We start from the raw sequence: 16,341 nt of genomic DNA, 5'->3' as shown, positions 1-16,341 counted from the left end.
CGCCGCCGCGCGGACGGCTCGAACTGTCCCGCCGGACCGACCGTGAGCCCGCGTCGACCGCCGCGTACCGGCGCATCCGCGCCGGCGCCGAACAGGAGTCGGTGCGCATCCTCGCCGCCCGCATGGGCGCCGACCCCGCACACGACCCGCGCGCGGCGGTCGCCGTCGGCGCGGGCGCCGGAACCCTCGTGGCCGTGCTTCGCGCCTGGGCGCGGCACGGCGTCCCGGAATCGTCCGCGCGGCAGGTCGCGGCGAACTTCGACGTCCTCGCGGACGTCGTCGCCGCAACCGACCGCGACCCCGCGGATCCGGAAGGACCACCCCAGGCCGCACCAAGGAGGCAGGCACATGAAGGCATTGCAGTACCGGACGATCGGCGGGCCGCCCGAGCTGGTGAGCGTCCCGGATCCCGAACCCGGACCGGGGCAGGTGCTGTTGCGCGTGACCGCCGCCGGGGTCTGCCACTCGGACATCGCCGTCATGTCGATGCCCGCCGAAGTCCTGTCCATCCCCCTGCCGTTCACCCTCGGACACGAGGGTGCCGGCACCGTCGCGGCGCTCGGGTCGGGGGTCACCGGCCTGTCCGTCGGCGACGCGGTGGCCGTGTACGGTCCCTGGGGCTGCGGTACGTGCGCCAAGTGCGCCCAGGGCAAGGAGAATTACTGCCTGCGCGCGGAGGAACTCGGCATTCGCCCGCCGGGGTTGGGTGCGGACGGCGCGATCGCCGAGTACATGCTCGTCGACAACGCCCGCCACCTCGTGCCGATCGACGGGCTCGACCCCGTCACGACGGTGCCGCTGACCGACGCGGGGCTGACGCCGTACCACGCCATCAAGGTGTCGGTGCCGAAGCTTGTCGCCGGGAGCACCGCCGTCGTCATCGGCACGGGCGGACTCGGCCACGTGGCCATCCAGTTGCTGCGTGCGATGACGCCCGCGCGCGTCATCGCCCTCGATGTCAACGACGACAAGCTCGCACTCGCCCGGCAGGTCGGTGCGCACGAGACGGTGCTGTCCGACGCCGCCGCGGCCGCAAAGGTCCGTGAACTTACGGGCGGGCTAGGGGCGGAGGCCGTCTTCGACTTCGTCGGCGCGGAGCCGACCGTGGCGACGGCCGCGGCGAGCGCGGCCGTCGAGGGCGACGTCACCATCGTCGGGATCGGCGGCGGCACGGTGCCGGTCGGTTTCGGGTCGGTGCCGTACGACGTCGCCGTCAGGGCGCCCTACTGGGGTAGCCGCGGTGAGTTGATCGAGGTGCTGAACCTCGCCCGGGCCGGCGCGGTCGACGTGCACGTGGAGACGTACACGCTCGACGAGGCGCCGAAGGCGTACGAGCGGCTGCACGACGGGAAGGTCAACGGCCGCGCGGTGATCCTGCCGAACGGCTGACTCGCTGTGCCGGGCACGCCACTTCGCGTGTCGTGCCCGGCAACCGGGTCTTCTGTCACGGGGGTTCGGCGGGAGCAGCCGCTTTGGCCGCGCGTCGGCACGCTCCGGGTCACCGGGCTTCCGGTCCCGGGTCGCGCCCGGCGTCCGCGATCAGGCCCTTGCGGTATGCCATCGCCACCGCTTCGGTCCGCGAGGCGGCGCCCACCTTCGCCAGGATGTTGGACACGTGCACGCTCGCGGTCTTGGCGCTGATGAACAGCTCCTCGCCGATCTGGCGGTTGGTCCGCCCGAGCGCCAGGAGCTCCAGCACCTCGTGCTCGCGGCCGGTCAGCACCGCGGCGTCGGCGACGGGTTCGCGCGTCGCGGCGCCGGGGGTGCTGCCGAGCCGGGCGCGGCGCATCAGCGCGTCGACCGCCTCGCGCAGCGGCGCCGCCTTGAGGCGTTCGGCCGTGTCGCGCACCGTGCTTGCGACCGCGGCCGCCTCCTCGCGCTCGTCGTCGGCCAGGAGGGCCTGGGCCAGGCGCAGTTGGACACGGGCGTGCTCGTACACGTTGCCGTAGTCGAAGGCCGCGACCGCCTTCCGCCACGCCTCCACCGCCGGTTCGCCCGCGATGCGCAGGCGTTCGGCCTCGGCGCGCAGCAGCCACGCTTTGCCCTCGGGCCCGCTGCTGTTGTGGTGCTTCGGGCGTCGCTCGGTGGTCCGGGCGAGCTCCACCAACCCATCGGCCACCTCGGCCCATTCGGCCAGCGCGGCGGTGTCGCCGGTCAGGCGCAGCGCGGCGGCCTCGTCGCCGATGGCGCCCAACGCCAGGGCGGAGAGCCGGATTCCGATGTCGGGGTAGGGGATCCTTTCGGTCTCCAGCGCGTCGAGCGTACGCCCGGCCCAATCGACCGCGGCGCGGGCGTCGCCCCGCAGCGCAGCCTCCTCGGTCATCACGGCACCGCCGACCAGCGAGCCCATCCAGTTGAACGGCCTGCGCGTGAACAGCGCTTCGGCGCGCTCCGCGACCCCGGGCTCGCCGCGCCCCAAAGGGACGTACAGCCCTGCGCCGTCCACGTGGCCGAACGCCGAGGGTGCGGTCGCGGCGGCGGACAGCGCGTCGTCCCAGCGGCCCACGGTGTAGAGGGTGAGGGCGCGGAGGTAGCGCATCTCCAGCGGGTACGGTGACGTCAACTGCGCGGTGCGGCGGGCCCGTTCGTGGCCCTCGTCGAGCCAGCGCATGGCCTCGTCCAGGCGGCCCGACTCGTACGAACCCATCGCCAGGTTGAAGACCGCGCGCAGCTCGATCGCCGCGTTGCCCGCCTGGCGCGCCAAGTCGTGTGCCGAGCGCAGACGTTCGCGGCCCGCCTCGGTCTGGCGGTTGTCCTTGCTCATGCCGGTCGTGCTGATGAGCACGTCGGCGCGCACGTCGTCCGCGCCCAGCAGGGTGGCCGCCTCGATGACGCGGGCACCCAACTCCCGCGCGATTTCCAACTCGCTGACGTAATAGGCGGCTTGAATGTGGGTCGCGGCGGCCCACAGCCAGGTGAGCGACGGCGGGTCGGCCGGGATGAGGGCGAGCGCCTGGCTGCTGAACTCGTAGGCGGCCTGGAGGTTGTCGACGCTCATGAGGTTCGACGCGAGGGTGTAGCGGACCTTCGCGGCGAGGTTGGTGTCGGCGCCCGACGCGACCTTGCCGAGGGCGGCGCGGGCGAGCGTGACCGCGCGATGGGCCTCGCCCATGCGTACGGCCGCCGCCGAGGCGCGGAGCATGAGGGCCACGTCGTCGGTCTCGGCGAGGTCCGCGGCGTCGGGCACGGCGTCCCACAGGTCCAGGGCCGACTCGACGTGCCGCAGTTCCTCGGCGGGGGCTCCGACCCGGGCCGCATGGTCGGCGGCCTCCAGGGACGCGGTCAGGGAGCCGGGCAGGTCGTGGCTCTCCCGGTGGTGGTGCGCGCGCTCGGCGGCGCTCCCGGCGCGGCGGTCGTCGGCGGTCAGCAGACGGGCGTACAGCCCGTGGATGCGCACGCGTTCGCCCGGCAACAGGTCGCGGTACGCGGCCTCACGCGTCAGCGCGTGCCGGAACGCGTAGGTGCCGTCCGGCTCCGACACGAGCAGGTGCCGTCCAACCGCCTCGCGCAGCGCGGACTCCAGATCCTCCTCGGGGAGTTCGACGGCGTCGCTGAGCAGCCGGTGCTCCACGCGCCGCCCGCCCACGGCCGCGGTGCGCAGCACGCGCTGGGCGGTGGAGGACAGTTGCTCGATGCGGGTCAGCAACACCTCGGCCAGGCCCGGCGGTACGCCGCCGAGACTGTCGGCCGCGGCGGCGCGCAGTTCCTCGGCGTAGAAGGCGTTCCCCTCGGCGCGCTCGACGATGCGCCGCACGGTGTCCTCGGGCACCGGCTCCGCGTCGAACGACCGTACGAGTCGCGCCACGGCGTCGTCGTCCATCGGGCCGAGCTCCAGGCGCGTCACCGGGGGCAGCCGTACAAGCTCCGCCAGCAGGGGCCGCAGGGGGTGTCGGCGGTGGAGGTCGTCGGACCGGTACGACGCGAGCAAGGCCACACGCTGGCTCGCCGCTCCGCCGGAACGCTGCGGCACGAGGCGCGTGAGCAGGAAACGCAGCAGATCGCGTGTCGACTGGTCCGCCCAGTGCAGGTCCTCGACCACCAACAGCACCGGCGCCTGCTCGGCGAGATCCGCGACGAGCGCGGCGACGTCGTCGAGCAGCCGCAACCGCACCCCGGTCTCGCGCCCGGCGTCCTGCTCGCGCGCGCCGGGCGACAGCAGCCGCTGCACGGCGGGATGCCCGTCCAGCGTGCGCGCCAGCGCCGCGTCGGCCTCGACGGTCCGCAGCATCTCGGTGAAGGGAAAGTACGGCAGACCCACCTCGCCGAGATCGACGCAGTGCCCCACGAGCACCGTCATCCCGGCCTCCGCCGCGAGCCCGGTGGCCTCCGTCAGCAGCCGCGTCTTCCCGACCCCGGCCTCACCGGCCACCAGCACCGCCTGAGGATCCCCACCCCGAGCCCGCCGCAACGCATCCTTGAGCGCCCCGATCTCCGCTCCCCGCCCCACAAACGGCGTCTCAAACCTCCCATATCCCAACACCCCCCAATCCTGTCACGCCGCCCCCCTTCCGGGGGATGGCGGACACCCCCCCACCCAGCGCACCGACTGTGGGGCGCCGCACCGACCCGAAGGCCACGCTCCGCCGAGCGGCGACGCGTGTGGGGGCGACAGGCCGAGACCCTTTCCGGGGGGTGGCAGACACACCCCCCACCAAGCGCATCGACCGCACCGGCTGTGGGGCGCCGCATCAACCTGAAGGCCACGCTCCGCCGAGCGGCGACGCGTGCGGGGGCGACAGGCCGAGACCCTTTCCGGGGGGTGGCGGACACCCCCCCACCAAGCGCATCCAGCGCACCGGCTGTGGGGCGCCGCATCAACCTGAAGGCCACGCTCCGCCGAGCGGCGACGCGTGCGGGGGCGACAGGCCGAGACCCTTTCCGGGGGGTGGCGGACACCCCCCCACCAAGCGCATCCAGCGCACCGGCTGTGGGGCGCCGCATCAACCTGAAGGCCACGCTCCGCCGAGCGGCGACGCGTGCGGGGGCGACAGGCCGAGACCCTTTCCGGGGGGTGGCGGACACCCCCCCACCAAGCGCATCCAGCGCACCGGCTGTGGGGCGCCGCATCAACCTGAAGGCCACGCTCCGCCGAGCGGCGACGCGTGCGGGGGCGACAGGCCGAGACCCTTTCCGGGGGATGGCGGACACCCCCCACCAAGCGCATCCAGCGCACCGACTGTGGGGCGCCGCATCAACCCGAAGGCCACGCTTCGCCGAGCGGCGACACCTGCGGGGGCGATCTGCGCGGCGGGTTGGGCCCTGGGCTACGGGGTTTCCGGAGGACGGGCTCGGCTGGGTTGGACTCTGGGGGGTTCGCCGGGCATTTTGGGGTGGTCCGGGGGGTAGGGGAGGTCGCCCAGGGACTGGTCCCGGGTGTGGCGGTCGGCCAGGGTCAGCGCGGGGGTCAGGTCGCAGGGGTTGTTCGGCATCTCGGCGTGGAGGTCGCCCAGGCGCGCGAAGCGCTCCGGCATGGTGGCGATGTCGAAGTCGTCCGGGTGGGCGTCGTCGAGTTCGTCCCAGGTGAGCGGGGCGGAGACGGTGGCCCGGGGGTTGGCGCGTACGGAGTACGCGCTGGCGATGGTGCGGTCGCGCGCCATCTGGTTGTAGTCGACGAAGACCTTCTGGCCGCGTTCCTCCTTCCACCACGACATCGTCACGTGGTCCGGCATGCGCGTTTCGAGTTCGCGGCCGAGGGCGATGACCGCGCGGCGTACCTCGACGAAGGTCCACTTCGGGCGGATCGGGACGAAGAGGTGCAGGCCGCGGCCGCCGGAGGTCTTGGGCCAGGCGGTGAGGCCGTGGTCCGCGAGGACGCCCCGCATCTCGTGCGCGGCGCGGACGGCGTCCGCGAAATCGGTGCCGGGCTGCGGGTCGAGGTCGATGCGCAGTTCGTCGGGGTGCTCGGTGTCGGGGCGGCGCACCGGCCAGGGGTGGAAGGTCAGGCAGCCCAGGTTCGCGGCCCAGACGAGCGCGGCGACGCTGTCGGGGCACATCTCGTCCGCCGTGCGTCCGCTCGGGAACCGGATGCGCGCGGTCGGGATCCATTCCGGCAGGTACTTCGGCACGCGCTTTTGGTAGAAGGACTCGCCGTGCACGCCGTCCGGGTACCGCTCCAGCGTCGTCGGCCGGTCGGCCAACGCGCGGAGCATGCCCGGGCCGACGGCCATGACGTACCGGACGATGTCGCCCTTGGTGAAGCCGCGCTCGGGGAAGTACACCTTGTCGGCGTTGCTCAGCCGGACGGACCTGCCGTCGATCTCCAGTTGCTCGGCAGCGCTCATGCCTCAGAGTAACCAGCGGTGGGTGATTGGCGGCGTATTTGGAGTTATCTGGTGTTGCTATGAGTTTGTGGGGGTTTGTCGCGGCAGACTGTGGCCATGCGCCTTCCCGTCATGCCACCGGTCAAGCCGATGCTCGCCAAGGCCGCCGCCCGGATTCCGCCCGGCATGCACTACGAGGCGAAGTGGGACGGCTTCCGCGCCATCGTCTTCCGCGACGGCGACGAGGTGCTGATCGGCAGCCGCAACACCAAGCCGCTCGACCGCTACTTCCCCGACGTCGTGGACGCCGCGTTGCGGCTCCTGCCCGAGCGCTGCGTGCTGGACGGCGAGCTCGTCATCGCAACCGGGGACCACCTCGACTTCGACCGGTTGCAGGACCGCATCCACCCGGCGGAGTCGCGCGTACGGCATCTGGCCGAGACGACGCCGGCGTCGTTCGTCGCGTTCGACCTGCTCGCGCTCGGCGACGACTCCTACATGGAACGGCCGCTGACCGAACGTCGCGCGGCCCTGGAACGCGCGCTCGCCCACACGCCGCCGCCCGTGCACCTCGCCCCCGCGACCGACGACCCCGAGGTCGCCGCCGCGTGGTTCGAGCGGTTCGAGGGCGCCGGCCTCGACGGCATCGTGGCCAAGGACCCGGCGGGTCGCTACCTCCCCGATGAACGCGCGATGGTCAAGGTCAAGCACGAGCGCACGGCCGACTGCGTCGTGGCCGGGTACCGCGAGCACAAGTCCGGGCCGATCGTCGGCTCGCTGCTGCTCGGGCTGTACGACGACAGCGGGCGCCTGCAAAACGTCGGCGTCAGTTCGTCCTTCACCATGGCTCGTCGCGCCGAACTCGTCGACGAGCTCCAGCCTCACCGCATCGAGGACCTGTCCGAGCACCCCTGGGCGCGCTGGGCCGAGGCCGAGGCACACGAGACCGACCGCCTGCCGGGCGCGGTGAGCCGCTGGACGGGCGGGCGCACGCTGGACTGGGTGCCGCTGCGCCCCGAGTTGGTGTGCGAGGTGGCGTACGACCACACCCAGGGCGACCGGTTCCGGCACACGACGCGATTCCGGCGCTGGCGCCCGGACAAGGACGCCGCCGACTGCACCTACGCGCAACTCGCCGAGCCCGCGCGGTACGATCTCGCGGACGTCCTGAACGCGTAGCGCCCGCGGCCGCCGAGGAGACTGCCCGCATGAACCGTTTCGCCGCCCGCGGCGGCCGCTACACCGCGCTCGCGGCCATGCTCTTCGCCGTGTCGATGACCTTCATCGACCAGTCGATCGTGTCGATCGCGGCGCCCGACATCGTGCGCGAACTGGGTCTGACCGCCACGGGCGTGCAGTGGGTCGTCAACGCGTACCTCCTCGCGATGGCCGCCGCGTTCGCGCTCGGCGGGCGGCTGTCGGACGTCCTCGGCCACCGCCGCATGGTGCTCGTCGGCATCGCGGTCTTCGCGGTGTCCTCGGCCCTGTGCGGCGCAGCGCCGTCCGGGGACATCGCGCAGACGTGGCTGGTGGCATTCCGGGCCACGCAGGGCATCGGCGGCGCGCTCATGTTCCCGGCGGCGCTCGCGATCGTGGTCTCGGTGTTCCCGGTCGAGGAACGCGGGCGCGCCCTCGCGCTGTTCTTCGGCCTGTCGGGCGGCCTCACGGCGGTCGGGCCGATCCTCGGCGGCTGGCTCACCACGTGGACGTGGCGCGGCATCTTCTGGGTCAACATCCCGGTCGCGATCGTGGCCGTGGTGCTCACGCTGCGCGCCGACATCCGCACGGAGCACCGGCGCGAACCGCTCGACCTGCCGGGTGCGGCCCTGGTGGCGGGTGGAATGGCCGCCGCGGTGCTGGGACTCCAGCAGGCCCAGTCGTGGGGCTGGGGGAGTGCCGCCACGTGGGCGTGCATCGTCGGCGGCTTGGTGCTGCTCGCGGCGTTCGTGGCCGTAGAGTTGCGCACCGAGGTCCCGCTGATCAAGGTCCGCGTGTTCCGGGACCGCGCATTCTCCGCCGACAACGCGGTGCTGTTCTTCGCGATGATCGCCTTCGTCCCGGTGTTCTTCTTCGCGTCGGTGTACTCGCAGGTCGCGCTCGGCTCGTCCGCGTCCGAGGCCGGGCTGTACCTGCTGATCTTCTTCGCCGGGTTCGGCCCCGCCGCGCAGATCGGCGGACGTGTCCTCGACAAACGCGGCGCCAAGCCGTCGATGCTCGCCGGAACCCTCGTCAGCGCGGGCGGGTTCGCGCTGTGGGGGCACACGGCCACCGACCTTTCGCTCGGCGCGCAGTGGTTCTACATCGTCATGGCCGGGGCCGGGATCGGGCTGCTGCTCGGTCCGGCGTCGACGGACGCGGTCAACCGTTCGATCGGGGCCTCGTACGGCGAGGTCACCGGCATCACCCAGACGGTGCGCAACTTCGCCTCCGCCCTCGGCATGGCCGCCCTCGGCACCCTCCTCGTGCACACCACCGCCGACCGCATCACCGACACACTGCGGGACGAAGGACTCCCCGCCGCCGAGGCACGCGCGGTCGGCGACGCGCTCGGCGACAGCATCACCGGCGCGGGCGGCGGCGACCACACGGGGAGCGGGCCGACGGCGGAACTCGTGCAGCGGGTCTGGCCGGAGATTCAGCGGGATTATGCGGAGGCTACGCAGGCGGTCCTCTACGCCATGGCGGCGGCCTTGGTTTTGAGCTTCCTTGCGTGTCTGTTCCATCCGGGGACGCGGGTTTTGGGGGACGGGGGGCCGGAGGGCGGAGGTGCCGGGGACGGGTCGGCTCCCGGGGGTGCGGCGGCGGACGGCGGGCCGAGTGGGGGCGGGCGTACGGCTGTGTGACCGGCCGTCGCCGCGCCTGGTCATCGTGTGGCCGGGATGTGGAGGGTGATGCCTTCCTCTGCGGCTGCCTCTTCGAGTGCGAGCACCTTGGTGAGGTGGTGAACTCCCGCTCCCAGGCTGACTGTTCGACGTACGGCCGCAACGGTCACCAAGGCGGTGGCGAGCGACTGCGAGCGGCCCTCGGCCCAGTGGGCGCGGCCGGAGGCGGAGCGGGCGTACGCCACCCACCGGTCGCTGCCCGGCACGTGCAGCCCGCGTGGCGCGCGCGAGCCGCCCGGTACGCGGGTCAGTAGCGCGAGCGCGGCCGTAGCGGCGCGCGAGTCGAGGCCGAAGTACGTGCGAACGGGCGCGCCCAGGTCGCGCGTGAGGGTGTGCTGATCGGAGAAGTCCGTACGGTAGAGCCGCCGTTTGCCCAGCCCGGGGAGCTCGAAGGCCCGGCCGCGCGTGTAGTTGCGCAGTGGAGGGCCCCCTTCGGTGTCGGGGAAGTGCCGGCCGATCAGGTCGTAAGTCCACGCGGTCGCGGCCGGGCCGTGCTTCTCGCCCGCGCCGAGCACGAGGGCGATGTCCACCGGGCCGGGCGCGTCGGCGTACGCGGCGGTCGCGAGCAGCGTGGTCAGACCCGGCGCCAGGCCGACGCTGAGCAGAACCGGCCCCGCCGGGGACATCGCCTCCACCGCGTGCACGTACGCGGTGGAGGCGGTCATGTCCACGAACGCGGCGCCCGCATCGGTCGCCTGCGTGACGAGGTGCGGGCGCTCGACCCCTGCGGCGTTGACGACGACGTCGATTCCCTTCAGCGCGGCCGGGGCCAGGCCGCCCTGCCGCAGGTCCACGACGCGGTCGGCGCGGGCGGGGTTGCGGCCCGCGGTGTACGCGGTGTCGCCCGCATCGCGCAGCACGGCCACCACGTGCCGGCCGACGGCTCCGTAGCCGCCGAGTACCAGGACTTTCATCGCGCTGTTCCTTCCGGGGTGTACGTGGCGCCTCGTGCGTCGTGCGGGCTTCGGCGCGTTCAGCGGACGTCGACGACCTCGGCCATCTCGCCCACGGGCTCGGTGACGAGGGCGAACGCGGCGCGCACCTGGGGGATTTCGTCGGCGTCGGCGACGGCCGCCTCGGCGTCCGCGGCGGTCGCGTACTGCCACTGGTCGATCCAGGAGCCGTCCTCCAGGCGGGACAGCCGCGCCTCGATCAGGCCGGGGACTTTGGCGCGGACGACGTCGATCATGGCCGCGCGGCGGGTCAGCATCTCGTCGGTGTCGGCGGGGTCGGTCCTGAAGCGGACCATGCGGACGACGCTCATGACGGTGGCTCCTCTGCGGGTGCGGGGTGTGCCGATCTCTGGCACCTGGTACCAGCGCTGATATCTGGCGCTTATCTCTAGAGTTGAACTCTAGTCGATACTCTAGAGCTACACTCCAGTCATGAGTCCAGTCAAGGGCGGCCGCGGGAAACAGGCCGAGAAGGCGCGGCAGACGCGCCGCCGGATCGTCGATGCGGCACACACCCTGTTCACCGCGCAGGGCTACGGGGCGACCACCCTGCAAGAGGTCGCGAAGGAGGCCGGTGTCGCCGTCCAGACGATCTACTTCGTCTTCGGCAACAAGCGGGCGCTGCTCAAGGAACTCGTCGACGTCACGATCGCCGGCGACGACGAACCGGTGGCCACCATGGACCGCCCCTGGTTCCGGGACGCGCTGGCCGCGCCGACCGCGACCGAACATCTGCGCGCGCACATCGCCGGGACCCGTGCGGTGCTCCAACGCGTCGCGCCCATCACCGAGATGGTCGCCGCGGCCGTGGCCACCGACCCCGATGTGGCGGCCCTGTGGCCGAGTGGCACCGACCCGCGCTTCGTCGTGCAGTCCGCGGCCGCGGCGGCCCTGACCGCCAAGCCGGGCGCGCGGCCGGACGTCCCACCCGCACGCGCCGCGGACCTGCTCTACGCCATGCTGAGCACCGAGCTGTACCTGCTCTTCGTCCGGGAACGCGGTTGGACGCCGCGGGAGTGGGAGGAGTGGACGTACGCGACGCTCGTGCCCCAACTCTGCGACGTCTGACCGGCCCCGCACTGCCGCAGCCAACCCTCACCGGCAACCGGCCTGCACAGAAACGGGCCGTCACGGAATCGGGCCTTCACACAAACCGGCCTTTACAGAAACCGGCCTTCACGGAATCCCGCCTTCACAAAATCCCGCCTTCACGGGAAACCAGCCGTCACCGCGACCAGCCGTCGCCGCCGTCCGGTCCGGGCCGCAAGGTGACCAAGTCGGCCGCAGCCCGCAGCCCGCCCGATTTCGCCGCGATCCGCTGCCGCCGGGCGCCCGTCCCCTCGCTCCGTACCGCGGCGGCCAGCGCCAACACCTCCTCGCGGTCCCCGGTCTCGGTCAGGGCGTCGGCCACGTGCGCCAACAGGTCGTCCAGCAACTTGTCGGCAGGCACCCGGCGTTCGGAGAACGGATCCACCCCGAAACCGTCGAGCCCGTACCTCGCCGCAGACCACATGGCAGCCTCCGCCACCGACGGGTCGCCCGGCGGGGCCTCCCGTCCCGCCTTCAGGTCCATCTGCGCCCGCACCACCAGCGCCCGGACCAGCCCCGCCTGCAAGACGGTCTCATCGACCGTCGCGAGGGCGTCCGCAACGCGCACTTCGACCGTCGGAACGTGCTCCGACGGCCGTGCGACCCAGAAGGTCATGCGCGCGTCCACGGTGATCCCGAGTTCCGCTCGGCGGGCCAACGCCTGTTCGTACGCCGCCAGATCGCGGAACCACGGCGGGACTCCGAACCCGGGAAAGCGGCACTGGGTCACCGCGCGCCATGACGCGTACCCCGTGTCCCGCCCGTTCGCGAAGGGGGAGTTCGCCGACAGCGCCAGCAGCGTCGGCAGCCACGGCCGCAGGTGGTTGACCACCGCCACCGCCGTGCCGCGGTCGCCGACGCCCACGTGCACATGGCAGCCGCACGCCGAGTAGTCCGTGGCCACCGCCTGGTAGAGGTCGCCCACCTGCCGGTAGCGCTCGCCCGCCGACACCTCGTGCACGGCACGGTCCGACGAGTCCGGAGCGAACCCGGTGGACAGGACGACGGCCCCGTGCACCGCCGCCGCCTCTGCCAACGCCCGGCGGGACTCGGCCAGTTGGCTACGCAGCGCGGTCGGCGTCCCGCACACCCCGGTCGCCGCCTCGACCTGCGAGGCCAGCAACTCCGTCTTCAGTTCGGCCGCGACGGCCTGCTCGGCCACGGTGTCCAGGATGTCGGGTACGGCCGCCAGCGGTTCGAGGCGCACCGGGTCCGCGATGAGGAATTCCTCCTCGACGCCGAGGGTCGCGTCCCACGGCGGAGCCGGTTCGTCTCGCATGTAGGCGGACCTACCTCTCGTCGGGGATCGTGTGCACGGCCGCCTCCTCGGCCGTCGCCGCACCTCCGTCGATACCCACGTCGTGCCCAAGTCCCCGGTATCCGTACCGCGACGACGCCTCGTCATCGGTCAGTCGCCCGGTGCGCTCGTCGCCCACCTGCCCGTCCACCGGCTCTCCGTTGCCTTCCGCGAGATCGCCGATGCCGTCGCCGGGGGAGGGTGCCACCTCGGGCTGTTCGCGCGCCAGGCGCAGGTCGAGCGGTTCGCCGGACGCCTGTTCATCCTGCGTCGTGCCGTAGTCCTCGACCGCGAGCGGGCGTTCCGGCGGCGAGTAGCCCTCGTCCAGTGTGTCGTCGAGCGTTCGTTCGTCCAGGGCGTTTTGCAGGTCCAGATCGTCGTTCGGGGGATTGCCGGCGTCCGAGTTCACCGGCTGGTAGACGTCGTCGCCCCTTTCCTGATGCGGCATGAGAGGGCTCCTTTCCGGACTGCTGCGCACGCGTTCCTTTCCCGGGGGCTACCCGGGACGGGCGGTCCGATGCGGCCGGAGCCGACGCGACAACGCTCCCGTCACCGTGCGTCCGAGACGAAATGCGCGGACTGGTTACGGAAGCGGTACGGCATGCAGCAGTTTGTGGCCGAAGCACTTGGTCCCGGTGAGCGGCCGCGCCACGTCGCCCGCAATCTGGACACGGAACAGGCCGCTGGCGTCGCTGTACACCGGAAAGCCGTCCGGACCGTGGAGTTCGGTGCGGTGCACGGTCAGTACCATCGGCGGCGTGTGCGGACCGCCCGGGCCCCCCGTGAGGGTTATGGCGTAGCGGTCGATTGTCGGCACCATCGCGCGCCTCCTGGCATCCACCGGGTCGGTGCGCGTGATCGCCCGGCCGGGAAAGTCCGGGTACTGGCCTCTATTGTCGGCGCCTTCCCGCAGTTTTAAGCCGATTGTTCGGGCAACGACGCTTTCTTGTGGCGGTTGCGCCGATTGCTCCGGTGAGGATGCTTCACGCGCGTCCCAGAGGACAGCACTCAACCCTCGCACACCTCCGATTCCGCGGCCCTCCGCGACGGATGTGCGACGAACGTGTGCGACGAACGTGTGCGACGAATGCGTGCAACGGACGCGTGCGCAGCGCGTCGACCACGTGCCACGGAAGCACGCCGGTCCGGTGACGAACCGGGCAAGGGGGCGCCCCGCCGGGCCGTCCGACCCGGCGGGGCGCCCCCGCGGCTATTCGGGCGGCCGCGACGTGGACCCGCTGTCCGGGCCCGGCGGCGGCGCCGGGGTCGGCGGCTCGTCGGCGCGGGGGCGGGAGCTCAGCGTCCCGTACCCGGCGATCTCGTGGGGGAGACGCCGCCGGCCGTCGCGCGGCATCTCGTTGGGTTCACGGGCATGGCGCACGTTGTCGTCGTGCGCCGTCCAAGCGACCTCGCGGGCATTGTCCGGGGGCGGACGCCGGCGTTGCCGGACGCCGTTCACGACCGGCCAGATGAGCAAGCCCGCCACAATCACGGCGGCGATGACCGCAAGGGTCAGCGGTACCGCCACACTCGCGGCAAGTTCTTGAGTCCTCATACCTTCCGGCTACCCGATCACGGGCGAATGATCCGTTTTCGCCGATCTTTCCGCGCACGCCGGACGGCGGTCCCCGGGTGCCCCTTTAAGGTGGCCCGCATGACTGCCACATGGGACCCCGAAACCCCCGGTGTACTGCGGCTTCCCTCCGGCCGCCGGGTGCGCGGCCGGGGCCTGCGGCGACCGCTGCCGCACGGCCCGCACCCCGAGTTCGCGCTGTACCTGCTCGGCCACGAACCGCCGCCGGTGGATTGGGACAGCCGCTGGGTCCGCTGGCCCGACTTCCGGCTGCCGACCGACCGCCCGGACGCCGTCGAAGCGCTGCGCGAGGCGTGGGAGCGGGCCGGGGACCAGCGGGTCGAGGTCGCGTGCGGCGGCGGGGTCGGCCGTACGGGTACGGCGCTCGCGTGCATGGCGGTGCTGGACGGGGTGCCGTCCGGCGAGGCCGTCTCGTACGTACGGGCCCACTACGCCAAACGTGCGGTCGAGACGCCGTGGCAGAAGCGGTACGTCCGCAGGTTCGGCGCGAGGACGCCGGGACACTGACCGGACAGTGACCGGACACGGGCCGGGGACGGACCAGGCACTGACCCGGGCACTGGCCGGGCACCGACCCGGCACCGACCCGGCACTGACCGGACATCCGCCGGACGCAGCCGCGCGCACGGGGACGACACGCGCGGGGATCCGGTGTGCACGGGTTTGCGGGTATTGCCGGTCGGACAATGTGAACGTCCGTACCCGTCGTCGAAGGAGCCGCGCATGGTGTCCACAGTTGTCGTCAACGGCCGCTCCGCGCTGCGTTTCGAGCGGCGCCTGCCGCACGATCCGGAGCAGGTGTGGGCCGTGGTCAGTACCGCCGAACGGCTGGGCCGCTGGTACCCGTTCCCGGTCGCCGCGTTCGAGCCCCGCGTCGGGGGCCGCCTGGCGTTCGAGTACGAGGGCGGCGTGATCGAGGCGACGCTGACCGACTTCGACCCCAAGCGGCGCGTGTTCGCCTTCGACGAGCACGATCTCCAGGGCAGCGAGCGACAGTTCGACGACCACGTGCGGGTCGAGGTCCGTGCCGGGGAGAGCGGCGGCAGCGTCGTCGTTCTCACGCACGTGCCTACCGACACGGGCAACGCCGAAGGGGTCGCGGCCGGCTGGCGCCAGTGCCTCGACCGGCTCGCCGCCGAGATGGGGTAGGTGTCGATCCACCGGCCGACGCCGGAGGTCACGCCACCTCAAGCACCGACAGGATGTTGCCGGACGGGTCGGTGAACCACGCGATCGGCGGTCCGGCGGGGTCGCGGCAGATGCCTTTCTCATCGGCCTCGAACCCGTCGTACCGCTGCATCGCGACGCCGCGTGCGGTGAGTTCGTCGACCGCCTTCTCGATGTCCGGCACCGGGAAGTTCAGAATGGTGAACGTGGCCGGGGTGTGGTTTTCCTTGGGATACACCAGCACGGTGGTGCCGCCTGAGAGGTGCAGCTCCAGCAGGCCGTTCCGCTCGATCGTGCTGACGCCGAGCAGGCGGTCGTAGAACTCCTTGGCGGCGGCGATGTCCTGTACGGCGAATCCGCTGAACGCCTTGCTGTCCTCAAACATCAGGGGGCCTCTCGCTGTTCTCTCGGGTTCGCGGGTGTCGCTGGTCTCGGGCTCGGGTCTCCGGGCCTCGGGTCTCCGGGCTCGGGCCTCGCGGGTGAGCGCTCAAACCGCGGCGAAGGTGCGTACCAGGGCGTCGTCGAACGCCGGGAGGTCGCCGGGCTTGCGGCTGCTGACCAGGGTGTTGGGCCCGTCCTCGCAGACCACGACCTCCTCGTCCACCCAGTCTCCGCCCGCGTTCCGGATGTCGGTGGCCAGGCTCGGCCACGAGGTCACCCGGCGGCCCCGCAGGACCCCGGCCTCGACCAGCGTCCACGGGCCGTGGCAGATCACCGCGACCGGCTTGCCCTGGTCGAAGAACGCCTTGGCGAAGGCCACCGCGCCCTCGTCCGTGCGCAGGAAGTCGGGGTTCGCGACGCCGCCGGGCAGGACCAGCGCGTCGAAGTCGTCCGCGGATGTGTCGGCCACCTCGGCGTCCACGCCGAACTGGTCCGCGCGGTCCAGGTGGTCGAAGCCCTGCGCCTTGCCGCCCTTGGTGGAGACCAGAGTGGGCGTGCCGCCGGCCCCTTCCACCGCCTGCCAGGGCGAGGTCAGCTCCACCTGCTCGAAGCCTTCGGGGGCGACCAGGAAGGCGATCTTCCGCCCGTCGAGTGCGGCTGCCATGGGGTACCACTCGCTTTCGTGACTCGGTCGTACGGGTGTCGCGTTCGGTTCGGG

Annotated in this window: 16 protein-coding genes; 6 read left to right on the top strand and 10 right to left on the bottom strand. The window is 72.3% G+C overall.

The features are described 5' to 3' along the window. Positions 1 to 348 precede the first annotated feature (348 nt). Positions 349 to 1,389: an NAD(P)-dependent alcohol dehydrogenase gene (locus ACRX5S_RS05280; protein WP_436771560.1), complete on the top strand. Its 1,041-nt coding sequence runs from the start codon at positions 349 to 351 to the stop codon at positions 1,387 to 1,389. 109 nt (positions 1,390 to 1,498) lie between these two features. Here ACRX5S_RS05280 and ACRX5S_RS05275 read toward each other — a convergent pair whose 3' ends face one another. Then, complete coding sequence (locus tag ACRX5S_RS05275; protein ID WP_436771559.1) at positions 1,499 to 4,477, bottom strand: helix-turn-helix transcriptional regulator; 2,979 nt, start codon at positions 4,475 to 4,477, stop codon at positions 1,499 to 1,501. 787 nt (positions 4,478 to 5,264) lie between these two features. Next, positions 5,265 to 6,281, bottom strand: a complete 1,017-nt coding sequence (gene ligD, locus ACRX5S_RS05270) for a non-homologous end-joining DNA ligase (protein WP_436771558.1) — start codon at positions 6,279 to 6,281, stop codon at positions 5,265 to 5,267. Between the two features lie 96 nt (positions 6,282 to 6,377). On the opposite strand from ligD, the gene ACRX5S_RS05265 reads away from it, so the two are divergent. Both ACRX5S_RS05265 and ACRX5S_RS05260 read left to right on the top strand, forming a co-directional pair. Then, positions 6,378 to 7,439, top strand: coding sequence for an ATP-dependent DNA ligase (locus ACRX5S_RS05265; RefSeq protein WP_436771557.1), 1,062 nt, complete (start codon positions 6,378 to 6,380; stop codon positions 7,437 to 7,439). Between the two features lie 29 nt (positions 7,440 to 7,468). Then, a complete protein-coding gene (locus ACRX5S_RS05260) occupies positions 7,469 to 9,103 on the top strand; it encodes an MFS transporter (protein WP_436771556.1) in 1,635 nt (544 codons plus the stop codon). A gap of 20 nt (positions 9,104 to 9,123) precedes the next feature. On the opposite strand, the gene ACRX5S_RS05255 is transcribed toward ACRX5S_RS05260, so the two are convergent. Both ACRX5S_RS05255 and ACRX5S_RS05250 read right to left on the bottom strand, forming a co-directional pair. Next, the gene (locus tag ACRX5S_RS05255; RefSeq protein ID WP_436771555.1) at positions 9,124 to 10,056 is read right to left on the bottom strand and encodes a hypothetical protein; all 933 of its coding nucleotides are present in this window, start codon (positions 10,054 to 10,056) and stop codon (positions 9,124 to 9,126) included. 59 nt (positions 10,057 to 10,115) lie between these two features. Beyond that, positions 10,116 to 10,406 carry a hypothetical protein gene (locus ACRX5S_RS05250; RefSeq protein ID WP_436771554.1) on the bottom strand — a complete coding sequence of 97 codons (291 nt, stop codon included), beginning with the start codon at positions 10,404 to 10,406 and terminating at the stop codon, positions 10,116 to 10,118. Positions 10,407 to 10,527: 121 nt separating this feature from the next. Here ACRX5S_RS05250 and ACRX5S_RS05245 point away from each other — a divergent pair, with 121 nt between their 5' ends. Beyond that, on the top strand, positions 10,528 to 11,163 hold the full coding sequence (locus ACRX5S_RS05245; protein ID WP_436771553.1) for a TetR/AcrR family transcriptional regulator: 636 nt from the start codon (positions 10,528 to 10,530) through the stop codon (positions 11,161 to 11,163). 157 nt (positions 11,164 to 11,320) lie between these two features. On the opposite strand, the gene ACRX5S_RS05240 is transcribed toward ACRX5S_RS05245, so the two are convergent. From ACRX5S_RS05240 to ACRX5S_RS05225, 4 genes are all read right to left on the bottom strand, one after another. Then, a complete protein-coding gene (locus ACRX5S_RS05240) occupies positions 11,321 to 12,463 on the bottom strand; it encodes a carboxylate-amine ligase (RefSeq protein ID WP_436771552.1) in 1,143 nt (380 codons plus the stop codon). A 10-nt stretch (positions 12,464 to 12,473) separates the two neighbouring features. Beyond that, the gene (locus tag ACRX5S_RS05235; RefSeq protein WP_436771551.1) at positions 12,474 to 12,929 is read right to left on the bottom strand and encodes a DUF5709 domain-containing protein; all 456 of its coding nucleotides are present in this window, start codon (positions 12,927 to 12,929) and stop codon (positions 12,474 to 12,476) included. Between the two features lie 135 nt (positions 12,930 to 13,064). Next, complete coding sequence (locus tag ACRX5S_RS05230; RefSeq protein ID WP_436771550.1) at positions 13,065 to 13,493, bottom strand: DUF6296 family protein; 429 nt, start codon at positions 13,491 to 13,493, stop codon at positions 13,065 to 13,067. Positions 13,494 to 13,691: 198 nt separating this feature from the next. Next, entirely contained in the window at positions 13,692 to 14,036 is a 345-nt protein-coding gene (locus ACRX5S_RS05225) for a DUF6479 family protein (RefSeq protein WP_436771549.1), read from the bottom strand. 99 nt (positions 14,037 to 14,135) lie between these two features. Here ACRX5S_RS05225 and ACRX5S_RS05220 point away from each other — a divergent pair, with 99 nt between their 5' ends. Together ACRX5S_RS05220 and ACRX5S_RS05215 are read left to right on the top strand one after the other, a co-directional pair. Continuing rightward, complete coding sequence (locus tag ACRX5S_RS05220; RefSeq protein ID WP_436771548.1) at positions 14,136 to 14,582, top strand: protein-tyrosine phosphatase family protein; 447 nt, start codon at positions 14,136 to 14,138, stop codon at positions 14,580 to 14,582. 216 nt (positions 14,583 to 14,798) lie between these two features. After that, positions 14,799 to 15,224, top strand: a complete 426-nt coding sequence (locus ACRX5S_RS05215) for an SRPBCC domain-containing protein (RefSeq protein ID WP_436771547.1) — start codon at positions 14,799 to 14,801, stop codon at positions 15,222 to 15,224. 28 nt (positions 15,225 to 15,252) lie between these two features. Here ACRX5S_RS05215 and ACRX5S_RS05210 read toward each other — a convergent pair whose 3' ends face one another. Both ACRX5S_RS05210 and ACRX5S_RS05205 read right to left on the bottom strand, forming a co-directional pair. Beyond that, on the bottom strand, positions 15,253 to 15,627 hold the full coding sequence (locus ACRX5S_RS05210) for a VOC family protein (RefSeq protein ID WP_436771546.1): 375 nt from the start codon (positions 15,625 to 15,627) through the stop codon (positions 15,253 to 15,255). A gap of 102 nt (positions 15,628 to 15,729) precedes the next feature. Beyond that, positions 15,730 to 16,287, bottom strand: coding sequence for a type 1 glutamine amidotransferase domain-containing protein (locus ACRX5S_RS05205; RefSeq protein ID WP_436771545.1), 558 nt, complete (start codon positions 16,285 to 16,287; stop codon positions 15,730 to 15,732). Between the last annotated feature and the right edge of the window lie 54 nt (positions 16,288 to 16,341).

Source organism: Yinghuangia sp. YIM S09857 (assembly GCF_051388915.1).
GTDB lineage: Bacteria > Actinomycetota > Actinomycetes > Streptomycetales > Streptomycetaceae > Yinghuangia.
The sequence above is the reverse complement of the archived record's forward strand: the minus strand, read 5'-3'. Positions and strand labels throughout refer to the sequence as shown.